This window comes from Akkermansia sp. N21116, from assembly GCF_029854705.2.
GTDB lineage: Bacteria > Verrucomicrobiota > Verrucomicrobiia > Verrucomicrobiales > Akkermansiaceae > Akkermansia.
In genome coordinates this window covers 137214-154264 of the sequence record NZ_CP139035.1, presented here as the reverse complement: position 1 = coordinate 154264, position 17051 = coordinate 137214, and the positions used below count along the sequence as shown (strand labels likewise).

14 protein-coding genes are annotated in these 17051 nt (G+C 50.8%); 9 read left to right on the top strand and 5 right to left on the bottom strand.

Features of this window, described 5'->3' with window-relative positions:
• Positions 1 to 22 precede the first annotated feature (22 nt).
• The 3 genes from QET93_RS00570 to dinB all read left to right on the top strand — a co-directional run bounded on the left by QET93_RS00570 (position 23) and on the right by dinB (position 3529).
• The gene (locus QET93_RS00570; protein ID WP_280132617.1) at positions 23 to 1504 is read left to right on the top strand and encodes a hypothetical protein; all 1482 of its coding nucleotides are present in this window, start codon (positions 23 to 25) and stop codon (positions 1502 to 1504) included.
• A complete protein-coding gene (locus QET93_RS00565; protein ID WP_322190034.1) occupies positions 1501 to 2295 on the top strand; it encodes a hypothetical protein in 795 nt (264 codons plus the stop codon). Before QET93_RS00570 ends, QET93_RS00565 begins: the two co-directional genes overlap by 4 nt.
• A gap of 139 nt (positions 2296 to 2434) precedes the next feature.
• A complete protein-coding gene (dinB, locus tag QET93_RS00560; protein WP_280132615.1) occupies positions 2435 to 3529 on the top strand; it encodes a DNA polymerase IV in 1095 nt (364 codons plus the stop codon).
• A gap of 37 nt (positions 3530 to 3566) precedes the next feature.
• On the opposite strand, the gene QET93_RS00555 is transcribed toward dinB, so the two are convergent.
• From QET93_RS00555 to floA, 4 genes are all read right to left on the bottom strand, one after another.
• A complete protein-coding gene (locus QET93_RS00555) occupies positions 3567 to 4382 on the bottom strand; it encodes a hypothetical protein (RefSeq protein WP_280132614.1) in 816 nt (271 codons plus the stop codon).
• A 46-nt stretch (positions 4383 to 4428) separates the two neighbouring features.
• Positions 4429 to 5265, bottom strand: a complete 837-nt coding sequence (locus QET93_RS00550) for a hypothetical protein (RefSeq protein WP_280132613.1) — start codon at positions 5263 to 5265, stop codon at positions 4429 to 4431.
• 209 nt (positions 5266 to 5474) lie between these two features.
• Positions 5475 to 6068: a hypothetical protein gene (locus QET93_RS00545; protein ID WP_280132612.1), complete on the bottom strand. Its 594-nt coding sequence runs from the start codon at positions 6066 to 6068 to the stop codon at positions 5475 to 5477.
• A gap of 145 nt (positions 6069 to 6213) precedes the next feature.
• Complete coding sequence (gene floA / locus QET93_RS00540; RefSeq protein ID WP_280132611.1) at positions 6214 to 7248, bottom strand: flotillin-like protein FloA; 1035 nt, start codon at positions 7246 to 7248, stop codon at positions 6214 to 6216.
• A 111-nt stretch (positions 7249 to 7359) separates the two neighbouring features.
• On the opposite strand from floA, the gene queA reads away from it, so the two are divergent.
• The 4 genes from queA (at position 7360) to QET93_RS00520 (ending at position 10495) form a co-directional block, all read left to right on the top strand.
• Positions 7360 to 8337 (top strand): tRNA preQ1(34) S-adenosylmethionine ribosyltransferase-isomerase QueA, encoded by a 978-nt coding sequence (gene queA / locus QET93_RS00535; protein WP_280126700.1) that lies wholly within the window; start codon positions 7360 to 7362, stop codon positions 8335 to 8337.
• Positions 8338 to 8350: 13 nt separating this feature from the next.
• Positions 8351 to 9187, top strand: a complete 837-nt coding sequence (locus QET93_RS00530; RefSeq protein ID WP_280132610.1) for an alpha/beta fold hydrolase — start codon at positions 8351 to 8353, stop codon at positions 9185 to 9187.
• 183 nt (positions 9188 to 9370) lie between these two features.
• Positions 9371 to 10057 (top strand): alpha/beta fold hydrolase, encoded by a 687-nt coding sequence (locus QET93_RS00525; protein WP_322190033.1) that lies wholly within the window; start codon positions 9371 to 9373, stop codon positions 10055 to 10057.
• Between the two features lie 120 nt (positions 10058 to 10177).
• Complete coding sequence (locus QET93_RS00520) at positions 10178 to 10495, top strand: hypothetical protein (protein WP_322190032.1); 318 nt, start codon at positions 10178 to 10180, stop codon at positions 10493 to 10495.
• A gap of 190 nt (positions 10496 to 10685) precedes the next feature.
• Here QET93_RS00520 and QET93_RS00515 read toward each other — a convergent pair whose 3' ends face one another.
• Positions 10686 to 14057 carry a PA14 domain-containing protein gene (locus QET93_RS00515; RefSeq protein ID WP_280132607.1) on the bottom strand — a complete coding sequence of 1124 codons (3372 nt, stop codon included), beginning with the start codon at positions 14055 to 14057 and terminating at the stop codon, positions 10686 to 10688.
• A 219-nt stretch (positions 14058 to 14276) separates the two neighbouring features.
• On the opposite strand from QET93_RS00515, the gene QET93_RS00510 reads away from it, so the two are divergent.
• A complete protein-coding gene (locus QET93_RS00510) occupies positions 14277 to 14951 on the top strand; it encodes an N-acetylmuramoyl-L-alanine amidase (RefSeq protein WP_280126705.1) in 675 nt (224 codons plus the stop codon).
• A gap of 27 nt (positions 14952 to 14978) precedes the next feature.
• Positions 14979 to 17027, top strand: coding sequence for an ATP-dependent DNA helicase RecG (gene recG / locus QET93_RS00505; RefSeq protein ID WP_280132606.1), 2049 nt, complete (start codon positions 14979 to 14981; stop codon positions 17025 to 17027).
• Positions 17028 to 17051: the final 24 nt, after the last annotated feature.

The window sequence follows — 17051 nt, the reverse complement described above, 5'->3', positions numbered from 1 at the left end:
TGCTAAACTTCTCTGCAATTCTATGGAAGACGAAGATTTTCAAACGAAAGAAACGGTCAACTTTTGGCCCGGCTTTAGTGATATGTTCTTAGTCTTGTTTGTTATCGTAATGGTAGCCTTCGGAACATATAGGGCAAAAAATGCTACCAACCAGCATGAGATGCAGAATATGCAGGATATTCTAATCGAACAGGAAGCATCCGCGCTTTTACGCCTGATCAATAAACAAGGCTATTATCGTCGTTCAGATGACGAAGACGACAATGTGCGAAAGCCTGTATTGGCAATGAAGTTATATCGTGCTTCGCAGGACTTAAAAGAGCTATATGAAAGTGGACGCATGGGGGACAGCGTGGCTCTTGACGACAATGTTGAAATAAATACAGATAATTATGAAAAAGCTATTTTATCTTTCGGTGAACTGGTGAAAATAAAAGAAATGCCAGGGATGGAGGGAAAAGGAAGTTTTGAAAGCTTGAGAGAGGACATGAAGCTTAAGACAATAGGTGCTCGCCTGCAACCTGGTATTGGTAAAAAAATTCTTACTAAAGAAGAGCTAGAGAAACTTTTACAGGAGAGGGAGTTTGAACTTGCCAAAGCAGAAGAGCGAATAATGGAATTGAGTAAATCGGATATGGTTCCTGTTTCTCAATTGGCACAATGTGAAAACGAGAGAGATCACTATAAGAATATTTTAAGTCAATACAGGAATATTTTTGGTGATTTGCCGATTGATCAGGAAGATGCCAAGAAATGCTGGGTTCAGGTGAAGAACTTGAGGCCTTCAGGGGATGGGACATTGGTCTTTGTGGATGAACAGTTCAAAAGGGCTTTGGAAATGTTTGTGGAAGCCACAGAGGGCAAAACTATCATGATAAAAACTCCCGATCTTGTGGTTTCCGCTATGAAAAAATTGGCGGAAAGTATCACTGGCGGACAGTTTGATATTGTCAACTCTATGCTGGGGGAAAGTGAAGTGAAGTTCGAGGTTGCTCGACCAACGTACTCTCAGATTGATTCAGTCAGTAGCAAGAATGATTTTCGCAAGGTTTATGGCGATGATAAAGCTTTTAAAAATGAAGAACAGTGGGATATCGCCAGATCCGCGCTACTGAAAAAAGTTATAACAGGGTTCGATTCGGGGGTAGGAGATGCACGTAAGCACATGAAAGGAATCGTTGATATGCTGAAAGATCATCCAACGGGTAAAATAACTGTTGATATTATTGGTTATACAGACATGGATGGTGAATATAAGAATAACAATGACCTGGGGATGCGTCGAGCCAAGTTCATTGCTAAAATTATTGAGATTTTGCTACAGAATGAACTAGAAAGGCATAACGGTCTTGCAGCCGACGATTGTAAACGTGTCGAATTTCAGTGTTTTTCTGCCGGCGAATTTGGTTTGCCTAAACAGAATTCTGGGGAATCATTAGATGAATACAAGGCGAGGTGCCGCCGTATAGCCGTTACGGTAAAGGTTGATTCTTCCGGAAAATGATTACATTATTAATTGATTACCAGTTTCATGAACATATTTTATGGAGCTTTTCGGCACTAATTGTTTGCCTGTTCGCTTCATATGGGTTCATTACTATATGGGGGTGCTGCTGGAACCGAAAATGGCATAAAAATAGAGTTAGTTTATCGATTGTATTCATATGTGGATTTTTAGCATATATCGGTATTTTAATTTGGCAGAGTTGTGAATCCCTTCATAACTTTGTTGTTGATATGAGAGAAAATCCTGAAAAAATTCATGCTCTCTCAGATAAAGTTCTTTCTAAACCAGGGTACTTTGAAAACTCATATCGAGGAACACTGACGGTTCTTGATAAAGAACAGGCTCAGCAGGAGAGAGATAAAACGGAAGAAGCGGATGAACGACGAATACTTATTTTGGCAAAAAAATTGGATCACGCTAAATTGTTAATTCCTGCGAGTCGTTATTTTACTTATGATACTCCAGTTATTATTGATTGGAATGAAATCCCAACTAGCACCAGGTCATACATAAAAGAAATGATTAGTACTAATTATGTGTCTGTTAAAGCTCTAGATAATTTCAACGGAAATAAGCCGCACATACAAAAGCGCAATTTGGAAGAATGGGGGGCCAAGGCCATGCGCTATTTATTGATTCGTCAAAATATCGAACTGATATCAATGGACAATAAAGGAATTTTCAAACGATATTTGACGTATTCCAAGATTTATGTTGCGATATTTTTATCGATTTGTCTTATTGTTATTCCTTGTAAAGCATGTGCCGATATTAAGGCTCGATCATAGTATTTGGTTGGGTTCATTCCTTTATAGATTGGCGATGTTATTTTTTGTCCTCTTTTGATCAGTTGTTTTAGATGATTGACGTTTGGGGTTGGTTGTGTCGTAATTGAATGAGAGGCTCTCGGGACGAGATGCTCTGTGTATGGACGAGCCTGAAGAACAGAGAAAGATTATTCACATCGATATGGATGCCTTTTATGCGTCGATCGAGCAGAGGGATTTTCCCGAGTATCGGGGGAAGCCTATTGCCGTGGGACGCGAAGGCGCGCGTAGCGTTGTGTCGACGGCGAGTTATGAGGCACGAAAGTTCGGAGTACGATCGGCTATGCCGTCGATGAGTGCGATGAGACTGTGCCCGCATTTGATTTTTGTCGAAGGCCGGATGGATGTTTATAAGGCGGTTTCCCGACAGATTCGCGAGATTTTCTACCGCTATACGGATGTGGTGGAGCCTTTGTCGCTGGATGAAGCGTTTCTGGATGTGACGCTCAACAAGCCGGGGATTGAGCTTGCTGTGGATATTGCCCGCCGGATCAAGGCGGAGATTGCCGAAGAGTTGAATCTGACCGCTTCCGCCGGAGTATCGTACAATAAGTTCCTGGCGAAGATTGCTTCTGATTTCAGGAAACCTGACGGTTTGTTCACGATTCATCCATCACGTGCCCAGGCTTTTATTGACCAGTTGCCGATTGAGATGTTTTGGGGGGTGGGGAAGGCGACGGCATCGCGGATGCATGCGTTGTCGATTACGAATGGACGGGATTTAAGGGAACGGGATCTCGATTTCCTGATTCGTCAATTCGGCAAGGCCGGGGTGCTGTATTACAAATGTGCCCGGGGGATTGATGATCGTCCGGTGGAGGCGGTTCGCGTGCGGAAGTCTGTCGGTTGTGAACATACGTTTCCAGAGGATGTGACGGCGGATGCTGCCCGTCACAGGGAGTTGCTTCAGGTGGCCCGGGAATTGACCAAGAGGCTGGAGCGTTCGATGTTTCGCGGCAATACTCTGACGATCAAGGTGAAGTTCCCGGATTTTACGCAGCGGACTCGTTGTATGACGGTGACGGATTGCCTGATGGGGTATGAAGATATTCTTCCTTTGGCACATCAACTGCTGGACGGCCTGGAGACGGGAACTCGTCCGTTCCGTTTGCTCGGGTTATCGGTTTCCAATCCTGTGGATGATAGGAACGGGGAGGATTGGGAGCAACTTTGGCTGGACTTCGGGGAGTATTGATGCGTCGCTTTTGCTTGAGCAATTCTCGTTTGCCCTCCTATTGGGGTGTGGCGTTGCCAAGCGTGATGGTGAAGTCGATGGGCACGTTGATGGTCTCGGTGGTTCTGTAGTCGATGTCCACATCGATGGGGGTCTTCTTATCGTATCCCTCGGGGAAATTGATGTGGGAGGAGAAGGCGCCATTTTCTGTTGGATATACCGAGCTCCAATTCAGAGTTTTGTTGGGCGTGCTGATCTGGATGGGCCATGCTGTGGCAGCGGTGATCTTGATGGATTCAATGGTGTAGGTGTCCGACGGGGACGAATCGATGTATGACTCTTTGCGTGTTTCTGTGATCATCTGCAGGGAGAGTGGACCTGCTTTTTTCTTGTCCCCGAACTGGAGTCCCCGAATGGAGGTGCTCTTTGTGTCTTTGGCAACAACGAAGGGGATGCTTCCCTTGAGGTGGATCCATGTGGCACCTGGGGAGGGGAGCTGGTCGGCAGTCAGTGTAAGACTGGGGTCGGTGAAATTATCGTATCGCGTTAGGGGTTGGGCTGTGACAGACCATTTTTTGTTGTTGGAGTCTGTACACTGTAGTTTGATGTTACGGTTGAGTCTTGGATGGATGGCTGGATATTGTTCGGAACTGAATACCAGTGAGATGAAAAATCGTTTTGGGGCAAATGGATTGTTTTGCTGTTTTAGCTTCTCTGCCGGGGATGTTTCCGGAAGGAGGGAGATGTAGGTGATTGCGAGGTCTTTGACTGCCACCTGGACACCTTCTTTCTGTGGCTTTTCCTGAGCCAGGGCGAAGGGAGCCATCATGCCGATGGCGATTGTGGAGATCAGAGCAAAATGTGTGGTTCTCATGAGCGGGAAGCGGAGAAAGGGGTGGAATATTGGTGCTTCAGCCATTTCAGGCATGGCTTTCATTACCGAGGTTTGCCTTGATATCGACAGGAACCGTGGTGGTTTCCAGTTTGTCCCAGAGGATGAGTTGAACTTTGATTTTCTTGTGTTTGATGTCGATATCGAAATAGTTAACTGTTTGGTTACCTGTTGGGGAGAGCCTCTGGGTACTCAGCTTTTCGCCTTCTTCCGAGGAGATGATGAGATCACGAATGAGTTCGATATTGTTCCCCTTGATGGAAATGCGAACGCGTTGCTCTCCTTTGATGTTGGGGGTTCTCGTATCGACTGATGAACTGATGGTGTATCCTTCCAGATCGCACGATGCATGGCTATCGACATCCGTCGTGACGGAGATGCTTTCCCGGAGGTTGTCTTTCCTGGAGATAATCAGGTCGAGACCGCCCTTGATGCTGAACCATGTTGCGTTGGGTGAGGGGAGGCGGTTACTACATGCCCCGTAGTCGAGCATGATGGGCTGTTTGATGTCGTTCAACTCCTGTCGCGCGCACAGGAGGTAAATTTTCCATTGTGCTCCGGTCGAATCAGAGGCATCAAGTTTCTTGAACAGGGGCTCGGAGACGGCTGGTTTCCAGTTCGTTGCAATGATGTCGTACTCCGTTGACCTGACGAGGAAGTTCAGGAACATTTTTTTCGCGGGATCGTCCGTGATGTAGCATGCCTTCAGCTCCATGAGAGAGACATGGATGTCGGACGGAGGGGGGATTTTACTTTGGGCTAGAGCCAGACTGGAGGTGGCGGCAAGAAGGACTGGAAGCGCAAGCCGGAAGATGCTTCCGAGTTTTTTCGTGAACGCCTTGCATGAGACAGATACTGTTTTCATGGCGGGATGCTTGGGTAAGAATAGAGAAAGATGAAAAAGTTTTTTTGATTATCAAAATCAATATGTCTTTGTACATACAATGTCAACATAAATTGGGGATAATTAATAAATTCCCAATTTTTAACTGGTGCCGATAGGGGTGGGAAGGCTAAAAAGACGCTCACAGGGAACAAATTTGTTGTCTGTGGGCGGATATAAAAGACTTTTGGTTAGCGGGATGTATCTCGTAGGGCAACGGGTTTGTCGAGTATTTCCCGGTAGAGGATGGCGGTGCGGAGTGCCTGGATGTTGTTCAGGTCGTGCCGTAGATCCGTGGCTGATGTGGCAGCGGGTTGGCTGGCGTGGTGGATCGTCTGATGTTTTGCCGCCGGGGTGGTAGCATGTTTGTTTTGGAGACTCGCGAGAGCTTCCTGTTCCGCATTGGAGAGCGATTGAATGGAGGCGGCAGCCTGTTCTTCACTGTTGGAGACGTTTCCTGAAGCAACGGGGGGGGGTATGGCTCCGGGTGTGGAATAAGCATCCTGTTGTTTTGGAGAAACGGCAGGCACATGCTGACGGTGCATGGGGTGCTCTGGCTGACCTTGCTTCCGGTAGTTGCCAGGTTGCCGGGTGCGGGATTGCTCGATGACTTTGCGGATTTTCCTTTCTGCCGGGCTTTCAGCGGATTTTTTGGTGGCTTGTTCGAACTTGCCCTTCAGGTAATCCATCAATTTGCCGATCAGTATGAATCCGCCGATGAGAAGCAGAACTCCGAGGTTGGCCCAGATATTGGCTTCGGCAAGGCATGGGATGAAGGCAGGCATGATGTTTGTCGCGAAAGGGGGAGGATAAGGTGATTGGAAAATGAATGTTGCCTGTTTTGTAACTGATACGGAGCGAGGATGAACCTTGCCCCGTACCGGGAATGATGGCGCAGGATGGGCGGAATCGTGGGATACCCCGAGGGGCTTACTTGGTGCCGGGTGCGGGGGATGAGGGGGCGGCGATGGCATCCCTCATTTTCGTATCCGCAATGACATTCTGGTAACGGGCATAGTCGAGGACGCCGAGGTTGCCATTGCGGAAGGCTTCTGCCATGGCCATGGGGATTTCAGCTTCCGCCTCGACGACTTTGGCCCGCATTTCCTGGGTACGGGCCGACATTTCCTGCTCGGTGGCGACGGCGGCAGCGCGCCGTACTTCGGCTTTGGCCTGGGCAATTTGCTTGTCGGCTTCGGCCTGTTCCGCCTGAAGGCGGGCACCGACGTTTCCGGCGACGTCTACATCGGCGATGTCGATGGAGATGACTTCGAAAGCCGTGGAGGCGTCAACGCCTTTATCCATGACTTTCTGAGAGATGTTTTCCGGTTTTTCGAGGACGTCCTTGTAGGAGGATGCGGAGCCGACGGCAGAGACGATGCCTTCTCCGACACGGGCGACAACGGTTTCTTCCGTGGCGCCGCCGACGAAGAGGTCAAGGTTGGTACGGACGGTAACTCGGGCGCGAACAGCTACGGCGATACCGTCACGTGCGACAGCCGTCAGGCGGGTTTGACCGGAAGCAGGGTTCGGACAGTCGATGACGCGGGGGTTGATGGAGGTTCGGACGGCTTCAAGAACAGTTTTTTCCGTTCCTTTGACGGCGAGGTCGATCGCGCATGCCCGGTCAAAGGTGAGGGGAATGCCGGCTTTTTCAGCGGCGATGAGGGCGAGTACGCAATTAATGATGTCGCCGCCGGCCAGGTAGTGGGCTTCCAACTGGTCGGTGGAGATGGGCAGTCCTGCCTTGCCGGCAGTAATCCGGGAATCGACAACGAGGGGATAGGGCACTTTCCTGAGCCACATACCCAGCATGTTGGCCATGGATACGGGGGCTTTGGCAAGGCGAGCACGCAGCCATGTCTTAAAAAATTTGGCAATAATGGCACCCGTGATCAGGACGAAGACGATAACGACCAGGATAACGATGGCGAACAATGCTCCAGGAATTTCTGCTAATGGCATGCTCGTTTTGTAACATGACAGAGGATTGTTGGCAAAGAAGAAACGATAATTTTTTGGACATCATTTTTTCTCTGCTTGACCTTCTGGCTCGAAAAGGCAATCCCATGTGCTGTGCTTACGACTGATTTTGATTACAACCTTCCCGAGGAACTCATTGCCGATCGTCCTCTGCCGGATCGTGCCTCATCCCGCATGATGGTGATCCATCGTGATAGTGGGGTAATTGAGCACCGTCATTTTTCCGATCTCCCGGATTATGTGCAGGAAGGGGATCACTTTATTCTGAACGACACGCGTGTGGTCCCAGCCCGGTTTTTCTCGAATGACGGCTCTATTGAGCTGGTGCGGGCAGGCGCTTTGTCTCCGACGCTATGGAAGTGCATGGTGCGCCCGGGGCGCAAGATGAAAATCGGCAAGACGGTGCAGATCGGCGAGGCTATGGGTACAGTGGAGGATATTGACGCAGAGGGTTACCGCATCATCCGGTTTGATGCCGAAGTGGATGAGGAACAATACGGACGTCTGGCTCTGCCTCATTACATGAACCGCGAGAGCGACCCCGAGGACAAGGAACGTTATCAGACGGTGTATGCAGCTCATAACGGTGCCATTGCTGCCCCGACAGCTGGTCTTCATTTTACGCCGGAGTTGCTGGCTTCCATACCTCATAGTTTCGTGACTCTCCATGTCGGCGTTGGAACGTTTCGCCCGGTAAAGGTGGATCGTATTGAGGAGCACGAGATGCACACGGAGCATTTTGTCATGCCGCAGGAAACCGCCGATGCCGTATCCGCTGCCAAACGCGTGATTGCCGTCGGGACGACATCCGTCCGTGTACTGGAACACTTGGCTAATACTCAGGGGCTTCCTTTGAAGGGGACGGAAGGTTCTACCAACATTTTCATTTACCCCTCGTACGAGTACAAGGTGGTCGATGCCCTGATTACCAATTTCCACTTGCCGCAGAGTACGTTGATTATGTTGGTGAGTGCATTTGCCGGGCGAGAACTCGTGTTGCGTGCCTATGAAGAGGCCATCCGGGAACGTTACCGTTTTTATTCCTATGGGGATTGCATGTTAATTCTCTAGAAAGAGGACGAATATGAAATGGGATCAACGGAAATGGTGTTCCAGACTGAAGAAAACGGGGCTGGCTCTGGTTCGCATCTATTTCTTGTTGTTTGCCATTTTGATTCTATTTCAGGGATATGTCGTTTTTCCCGGTCAATGGATGGTGTTTCCATCCCTTCGGCATAGTTTTTTGGAAAAATATCTGGAGCCATGTTCCCGTACGTTCCATGTGAACGGGGAAACGCTGGAAGGATGGGTTAAACACGTTCCCGGGACTCCTCTCATTGTTTTTTTAGGAGGCAACGGAGAAGATGTCGCCTGGCATGTTCCATTTCTCGACGGGATGGGATGTTCCTTTCTGACTGTCAATTACCGGGGATTCGGCAACAGTTCGGGTTCGCCTTCGGAACAGGCTCTTATTGATGATGCCATTGTTCTGATTGATCAGGTTTGTGGGAAAATGGACATTCCTTCCGGCGAGGTTGTCCTTGTCGGGCAAAGTATCGGATCGGGGGTAGCGGTTGCCGTTGCTTCCAAGCGTCCTCCTGGCAAGCTGGTTCTGCAGGTTCCGTTTGACAGTCTGGAAGCCGTTGCCAAGGAAAAATTGCCCGTGTATCCTGTTTCGTGGATATTGAGATCTCCGTTCAGGTCTGACTTGCTGGCTCCTGCCATCACTTGTCCCGTTGCTGTTTTCGCCGCACTGGAAGATGAGGTGATACCTGTGCATCATGCTCGGCGTATTGCTTCTCTTTTCCCCCAGCTTATCTGTTACCGCGAATTTGACGGCGTTCATCACATGGAGCTGGAAGACGCGTATGGTTTTGAACGGGCTTTCCGGAATTTTTGTCTGGGTGACGGAAAGGGATAGGAACTTGACTTTCGTTCAAAAGGGAAAATATATAGAACCATCATGGTTTTCAGGAAAAAATATTGTTTCCGATTCGGACTGCTTGTTGTCGCGGCCATGTTGTTTTTGGTATTGAGTCATTGCACTAACAAGTTTGTTTTTCCCGGACAATCCATGATTAATCCGGACGAACGTCCTGTATTCATGGAAAAAATATTGCACTCTTATTACCATACTTTTTCCGTCAATGGAGAAACTCTGGAAGGTTGGTCGAGAGAGGTGCCAGGGACTCCCTTGATCGTATATTATGGAGGCAATGCCGAGGATGTTCTGTACAGAACGGAGGAACTGGTGACTTGGGGGTGTTCTTTCCTGGCAGTCAATTACCGTGGATTCGGGAGAAGTACGGGTTCTCCTTCACAAAAGGACGTTGTGGATGATGCCGTGGTCTTGCTTGACCTTGCCGTATCCGGGAGGGGAAAATCATGGGACGATGTTGTTCTTCTGGGGCAGAGCATTGGATCGGGGGTTGCCGTCCAGGTTGCTTCACAGCGTCCTGTGAGCAAGATGGTACTTTTGGTCCCGTTTGACAGTTTGGAGTCGGTAGCAAAGGAGATGATTCCCTGGCTCCCGGTGTCTTGGCTTTTGGATTCTCCGTTTCGTTCCGATGAGCTGGCTCCCGGCATCACATGTCCCGTGGCGATTTATGCGGCAGAAGAAGACCGGGTGATCCCCGTACATCATGCGAGAAATTTGGCTCGTCTTTTTCCCAATCTGACGAATTACCGGGAGTTGCCCGGGATTTCTCATATGGGACTGTTGGGGAATCCGCGATTTTCGAAAATTCTCCGTCAAGAATGTTGTGAGAAGTCGGCCACGAAAAGAACTTGATTAAAGAATAAACAGTATTACGATAAAGATATGGTTCCAGGAACTGTTCTTTTGATTTTTGTCATATTGGTTTGCTACCTCTTCTTTGCTGCAGGGGTAACGGGAGCAATAGGCCTCGTAATGGGATCCCGCTGGCGGCGTACCGGAGTTATTGCCGGGACTTTAGCTACGGTTATGATTATGGGGACAGTGCATTTGTACGTCCAATTTCTGGAAGCATGCCAGAAGAGTCTGGTGGCTGAAGATGGGGCGATCAGTCAATTGATACTGAGTGGGGCGGATGGGCCGACAAGTTTGTTTGTGACCATCAAATTCCCTTGGATTATGGCATTGGCCCTTTGGATGATTACCTGCCTTGTTACGGTGGGCGTTGCGTGGATGCAGGAGGAAGCCTACTGCAACAGGCTGAAGGATGCCCGGGAATCCAGAGAAGCGTAAAATGCTAGCTGCCGGCTGGCGATGTTGTATGTTCCCGGGGCATCGGTTTTCCTGTGGTTGTCTGAGCCGGGACGATGGAATGAAACCGGATTTTTCCAACATTCCGGTGATCCGATGTGAAAAATAAAGCAGGCATTCGGTTGCGAGTGCCTGCTTGAAGTTGCCGGGAGATGATGGGGATAGTGATCTATTATTGAGGAAAGACTCTTTTCCATGTTTTACCCTCATCCGTGGATTCGTGGATACCTTTTTCGGCATAAAGGGTAATATGTGAGAAGTTGTCCTTGTCAATCTTCAATTCAAAGGCCCGGCCCCAGTTCTGCTGGTCCGCTTGTTTTTTCCAACGCATGGCATTTTGGTTGCTCCAGTAAACGCCGTTGCCGTCTAAAGGTACAGCGAGCAGGAGCGTGACATCGTCGCGTCGGCGGTCTGCAGCCAGGGTGGGCTGGTTGGAGGGCAGTACCTGCAGGACGCGGTTGATGGTATGTGCCATGTTGAATGTCGTGTAAAGCCCGTTTGTGGAGAACAAGTAGAGCAGGGCATCGGAACGCGTGTCGTAGAGCAGTTTCAGGAAACCTGTGCCGGGGACTTCGATGAGAGAGTCCCATTTTTTGCCATTGTTGCGGGACATGAAAGCTTTGCCGCGATTGGTCCCCGGATCCGCAGTCAGGAGGCCGACCCGTTCCGGGATATCGGGGTGATAGGCTACATTGGAAATGGCTTCGCCCTTCAAGCCACGGTTTTCCCAGGTAACCCCTCCATCGGATGAGAAAAAGACCCCGGCTCGGTCGGAACCGGCCATGATTTCCTGGGCGTTTTTCGGATGGACGGAGATGATTTCTCCGGCGATAGCCGAAGGAATGGAAGGATTGACTTTGAATTCAGAGCAGACTTTCTGCCATGTTTTGCCCATGTCGGTACTGCGGAAGAGGCCTCCTCCTTGACTGGAGGCCGCTGCCATGATCAAGTTGTCGCCGGCCAGGGCAATAGAACGAACGAAGGAGGTCCCCTGAGGCAGGCGTATGGAATGCCGGGTATAGGTGTCACCATTCTTTTGCAGCAGTTCGGCTCCCCGGCGGGTACGGAGGACGGCAAGATCGGGCTTCAGGATGGAGTAGCCGATAATGGAACCGGAAGCTGAGGGAAGAACCATTTTGGGTTCTTGCATCTGCCCTTGCTTCAGAGTGATGTCGCCCATGGTAGCCGTAAAGACGCCTTTGCCCTTGCCGGGGATGGTGCGGAAGGTGATACCCGCCAGGATTGTTTCCGGCATGGGGATGATGCGCTGCATGGCCATTTCCCACGTTTTGCCGTCAGCGGATGAGAAGCAGGAAAATTCGTTGCCCCGGCGTGTGATCCGAAGCCAGGTATGCTTATCGTCAAGACGGAAGGACGACTTGCGGCTCGTGCCGTAGTCGCTGAAATCGGCGCTGCAACGCACTCCGTCTCCTACGGTGCGGAAGATGGCTATTTCCTTGTCGTAGTCATTGCCCCCATTGTCCTTTTTAGCCATGATGCCGACCCAGCAGTCATTGCCGGTATCGAGCGATTTGTCACTGGATGAGATGATTCGTCCGGTCAGGACAAAGTCCCCTTTGACGGATCGGTTGACCAGGTATTCTCCCTCGCCTACAAACTGGAAGATTCCGTTTTTGCCGTTGACTGCGTGGGGAAGGCCGGTTTCTCCGAATGTCTTGACTGACCATGATGGATCCAGAACGCTGGAGGATTTCAGGTTGACGTGAGGAGTGTCGACCGTATGGGAACCGTTGTAGTAGACACGGGCCCAAAGATCGTTGTTGCCGTCAAAAAGGGTCATGGATGCCAGGAATGGAGGCTTGTCCGTGGAGGAGACGAGCTTGTTGCCGTTGAAGTATTCAATTTTGTTGACCTTGCCGCTGGAGATAGATGTCTTGAGTATCTTTTCCTGGGCGTTGCCGGAGATTTCCAGTTTGGCGTCGGGGATGTCGGAACGCTTTTCCCGGACGAGGTTTTTGAGAGGGATTTCTTCCAAAGGTTTGTTGTCGTATTCCCATCCCAGCCAGGCAATGGCGAATTCGGGATCGTTGTTCTTTTTGAAGTAGGTGAGTTTGATGGGAACGAGTCCCCTCTGCAGGAAGACGGAAGTGCGCTTTTCCGAAGCACTGTGGATACCGTCGTTGTCGATGACATTTTGACCACCCAGTTCCAGGCGGCTACCGTCGCAGGATTTCAGGACAAAGGTGTAGGCCCCCGTTTCAGGGACATTGAGAAAGCCTTCGTAGGTGAAGGCGAATTTACCATCGCGATTACCTCTCAGGGCCGTATCGAATCCCCGGGACACACCGGAACGCAATGGTTGGGAGAAGTCGATGGCTTGGAGAGAATCCCAGCCGTCCGGGCTTTCTACGTATTTGTATTCCAGCCCGTCGGTTACTTGCTTGTTGGCTGAGACGGACTGGATGGTTTTCCCGGTGCCGGGCTGTGGCAGGTCGATGGTTTTGGTCTGGTCAAAGATGTCCGTGATGGTTAGGCGGGCATAGCCTTTTCCTCCCGCAGTCAAGGGGATGGATTTGGTACGGACTTGAGGGAGCTGTTCCTGAACGGATGCCAGTGGTTTTCCCCGGAACTCCGGGTTGTCGTATACATCGATTTTATAGCCGAGCTGAGGGGAGGATTGAGCTTCCAGCGTCCAATCGACAATGAGCTGGCCGTCTGCCGTACGGGACTCCGCTTTGGCGAGAATGGGGTCGGGAACCGGTGCTGCGGGTTGTTTCAACTGGAAATCATGTTTGCGGCCCTGTTCGAGATTATAGGGGAATTTGCGGTTTTCCGTATAGGACATGGTGAGGACGGTGTTATCATCCTTGAAGTTGACCGTCCAGGCCTGGTACTTCATTCCGTCGTCCTTGTGAACGTCGACGGAGACGGTGTCCAGTTTCTTCCATTCTCCATTGAGGCGATAGAAGCCTTTGCCGTGCCACAGTTCGCGGTGCTTGCGGCCGGCGTGTCCGAAGTCCTCCAGGAATCCTCCGTTTCCTCTGAATCCGGTGGCGGCATAGGGGATGCGGAAGGTTGCGAGATGGTGCCATTCATTGTTGGTCTGGTCCTTCATCCAGGAGCCCACATAGGCTTCCTTGTTTTGTTCATTGGCTCCCCATGTGCGGATGAACATCGTGTACCACTGCTTGGTCTTGATCCATGGGACATCGCGTCCTCCGGCACTTCCGGAGGCTCCTTCTCCGACGTACTGGCGGGCATAGACGACGGGATTCATGTAGGTGTTGCGTACCTGGCGGTTTTCGTAGGCTTTGTCCGGCCAGAAGGACCAGACGGTACTGGGACGGTAGGTTTCCAGATTGGTGTTGTCTCCGACGTTGGCGGCGACGCCGGCGTAGAAATACCCTCCCTTGGGATACATATTGAGATTCCAGCAGGCAAAATAGGTGGATTCCGGCCAGTAGGGGTATAACAAATCAACCATGATGATGTCGGCCCCGTCTTCGACGTGATCCTGATACCAGGAGGCAGACGCCGGGATAGACATGCAAAGGCCAAGGATGAGGAAGAATATTTTTTTCATGGAATGAGGGAGATGGGGGAAAGGTTTGCCGAGCAGAGCAGTTTTACGCTTGATATACGAAGCTTCGCAAATGAAAAATTCATTAAGATTGAGGATTCCACTGCAACGCTGATGCCGCCAAAAGGAAGGGATGCTGTAAAAATCCCGTCTAAAACATGGGATTTCGCGGGAAAATGCTTGATGCTTGCAGGGCAAGTTGCTAAGGGTCGATGCATGGATATGAGGCGTTTTCTGCAAATTTGCCTGGTTGTTCTGCCATTGCTGGCTGCTTCCTGTAGTCCGGGCTCATCGTCGCGGCGTCCTCCGCTTGTCAGTTTCCGACCTCAGGATATTCCTTTGGTTCCTCGTACGGTCTCCCAGATCAACAGGGAAGTGCGGATAGACAGGGACTACATGCCGACTTCTACGAGGGCTCGCAGATATTATTCCGGTTCGTTGAGCCCCCGCTTTATTACGATTCACAGTACGGCCAATCCTTCGGGAGATGCCTGTAGTCATGCCAAATATTTGAATAAGGGGAAATCGGGCAGTCTTTGCTGGCATTTTACTGTGGACCAGTACCATGCCGTCCAGCATTTGCCATTGAACCGGAGGGGGCACCATGCGGACAAGGGCGGGCCGGGAGACAGGTATTCCATCGCCATTGAGATGTGTGAGGTACGTTCTCACAGCAAGGCCAAGACTTATGACCGTGCTGCCAAATTGACGGCGAGCCTGATGACCCAGTACAATATTCCTCTCCGCAATGTTGTCCCGCACTACTACTGGAGTGGCAAAGCATGCCCAGGACCTCTGCTGGATGAGAAACGTCCCGGCTATAAATGGAGCTGGTTTATTTCCCGCGTGGATTATTACTACCGTTGTCTGAATGGCGGGAAGCAGCATGTATCCTGATTCAATATTTGGTACAGGGAAGTGAACATGCCGGAGCCAGACATGTTGAATGGCGGTTGGAAGTTGCTGTCCCGGCTGGATGAACTTGCTTTTTTACGGGGAATGGCCCGTGAGAGGAAGGCCTTGGACGCGTTGGGCATTTCGACGGTACATGATTTGTTGTTCCGTCTTCCCCGGCGTTATGAAGATCGGCGTCGTTTCGACGGGTTCGATTCCCTGGGGGAGCACAGGGCCGTTTGTCTGCGCGTTAAAGTTGTGGATACGAAGTGGAAGGGCTTCCGGGGGAAGGGGGGGTACTTTGAGGCTGTTGTCGAGGATCTGAACAGCCTGGGCGGTTCCGTCATCAGCTGTCGGTGGTTTCATTTTCCCGGGATTGCCAAGATGGTGTGCGCCGGTCAGGAATTGGTGATGTACGGCAAGCCGAAGCAATACGGCAAGCAGCTCTGTATGGTGCATCCCGAGTTTGAAGAAGTGCAATCGGGAAGTTCCATCCACATGGATAGGCTGGTACCGGTCTACGGGAATTTGTCCGGATTGAATACTCGGAGATTCCGTGAAATTATCTGGAAGGTGTTTCAGGGGATGGTGCCGGGAGCCGAAGACGGAATTTATGAATTCTCGGAAAAAGAACCTCGTAAAAAATCCCTTTTGGATCTGCACTTTCCGGAGTCCATGGAGGATGTTCTGCGGGCTCGTCGCCGCTTTGCTTTGGAAGAATGTCTGATTCAGCAGTTGAAAGTCGGTTGCCGCCGCCGCCGGAATCTTGTGGTTCCCGGGAAGATAACGGCTACGGGAACGCAATTGATGCGCGACTTGATGGAGGCTCTTCCTTTTGAAATGACACTCAGCCAGAAACGGTGCCTCCGCGAGATTTACGGGGATATGAAGTCTTCCCGCCGGATGAACCGCCTGCTTCAAGGTGATGTTGGTTCCGGGAAAACACTTGTAGCTCTGGGCGCTATGCTGATGGCCGTGGAATCGGGACATTCCGCCGTCCTCATGGCTCCGACGCAGATCCTCGCAGAGCAGCATTATCGCAAATTCCGAACCCTGCTGGATCCGCTGGGAGTATCCACATCGTTGAGAACGAGCGACAGGAGGGAGGATTCCCATGTGGCCTTCGATGGAGAGCCTTCCATTGTCGTCGGTACTCATGCGCTGTTGTATGCACGGAATTCTCCCGGTTCGCCCGGTTTGGTCGTCATTGACGAACAGCACAAGTTTGGCGTACTCCAGCGCGAACGCCTGGTGGAAAGCGCCGGCAATCCGGACGTACTTGTCATGACGGCGACTCCGATCCCCCGTACGTTGACACTGACAGTGTACGGGGATTTGGATGTGTCCGTGATCGATGAACTTCCCGCCGGGCGCGGGAAGATTGTGACCGCTCTCCGCACACCGAAACAAATGAAAAAGATTGTGGAATTCGTCCGCTCCCAAATCGACGAAGGCCGCCAGGTGTACATTGTCTCTCCCCTGATTGAAGAAAGTTCCGTGCGTAAAAGTACCTCTGCCCTGAAGGAACTGGAGGTCTGGAAAAAGCGCTTGCCGCATGTCGATATCGGTCTGCTTCACGGGCGCATGGCTTCGGAGGAGAAGGATGTTATCATGCGCGACTTTTTGGAAAACAAGATAAGCGTCCTCGTATCGACGACAGTGGTCGAGGTCGGAGTGGATGTTCCGAATGCAACGGTCATGATTATCAATGATGCGGAATCGTTCGGTCTTTCCCAGCTTCACCAGTTGCGGGGGCGTATCGGCCGGGGAGGACACCATTCCTACTGTATCCTGATCTCCGATGTGGCCGAGGATGACGAACAATGGGAAAAACTCCATATTCTGGAGACGACATTGAACGGATTTGAATTGGCCGAGGAAGATTTGCGCTTGCGCGGCCCCGGGGACGTCCTGGGAACGGAACAGAGCGGCCTGAGTTCCATCATGTTCACGGAATGGTTGACGGATCCCCGGCTTATTCGCAGGGGAAAGGAACTGGCGGACATGATCCTGGAGGAAGACCCCGATCTAACCTCAGCCAAGTACAAGGCGTTGAGGCAGTATTGTCTCAATATCTGAGATCGTGAATGGAGCTGCCTGCGA

Excerpts from the sequence above, each read along its gene's own strand:
- dinB (WP_280132615.1), top strand. The coding sequence starts at position 2,435 with ATGGACGAGCCTGAAGAACAGAGAAAGATTATTCACATCGATATGGAT.
- floA (WP_280132611.1), bottom strand. The coding sequence starts at position 7,248 with ATGCCATTAGCAGAAATTCCTGGAGCATTGTTCGCCATCGTTATCCTG.
- QET93_RS00530 (WP_280132610.1), top strand. The coding sequence starts at position 8,351 with ATGAAATGGGATCAACGGAAATGGTGTTCCAGACTGAAGAAAACGGGG.
- QET93_RS00515 (WP_280132607.1), bottom strand. The coding sequence starts at position 14,057 with ATGAAAAAAATATTCTTCCTCATCCTTGGCCTTTGCATGTCTATCCCG.
- recG (WP_280132606.1), top strand. The coding sequence starts at position 14,979 with ATGCCGGAGCCAGACATGTTGAATGGCGGTTGGAAGTTGCTGTCCCGG.
- QET93_RS00570 (WP_280132617.1), top strand. The coding sequence starts at position 23 with ATGGAAGACGAAGATTTTCAAACGAAAGAAACGGTCAACTTTTGGCCC.
- QET93_RS00565 (WP_322190034.1), top strand. The coding sequence starts at position 1,501 with ATGATTACATTATTAATTGATTACCAGTTTCATGAACATATTTTATGG.
- QET93_RS00525 (WP_322190033.1), top strand. The coding sequence starts at position 9,371 with ATGGAAAAAATATTGCACTCTTATTACCATACTTTTTCCGTCAATGGA.
- QET93_RS00520 (WP_322190032.1), top strand. The coding sequence starts at position 10,178 with ATGGGATCCCGCTGGCGGCGTACCGGAGTTATTGCCGGGACTTTAGCT.
- QET93_RS00550 (WP_280132613.1), bottom strand. The coding sequence starts at position 5,265 with ATGAAAACAGTATCTGTCTCATGCAAGGCGTTCACGAAAAAACTCGGA.
- QET93_RS00555 (WP_280132614.1), bottom strand. The coding sequence starts at position 4,382 with ATGAGAACCACACATTTTGCTCTGATCTCCACAATCGCCATCGGCATG.
- QET93_RS00545 (WP_280132612.1), bottom strand. The coding sequence starts at position 6,068 with ATGCCTGCCTTCATCCCATGCCTTGCCGAAGCCAATATCTGGGCCAAC.
- QET93_RS00510 (WP_280126705.1), top strand. The coding sequence starts at position 14,277 with ATGAGGCGTTTTCTGCAAATTTGCCTGGTTGTTCTGCCATTGCTGGCT.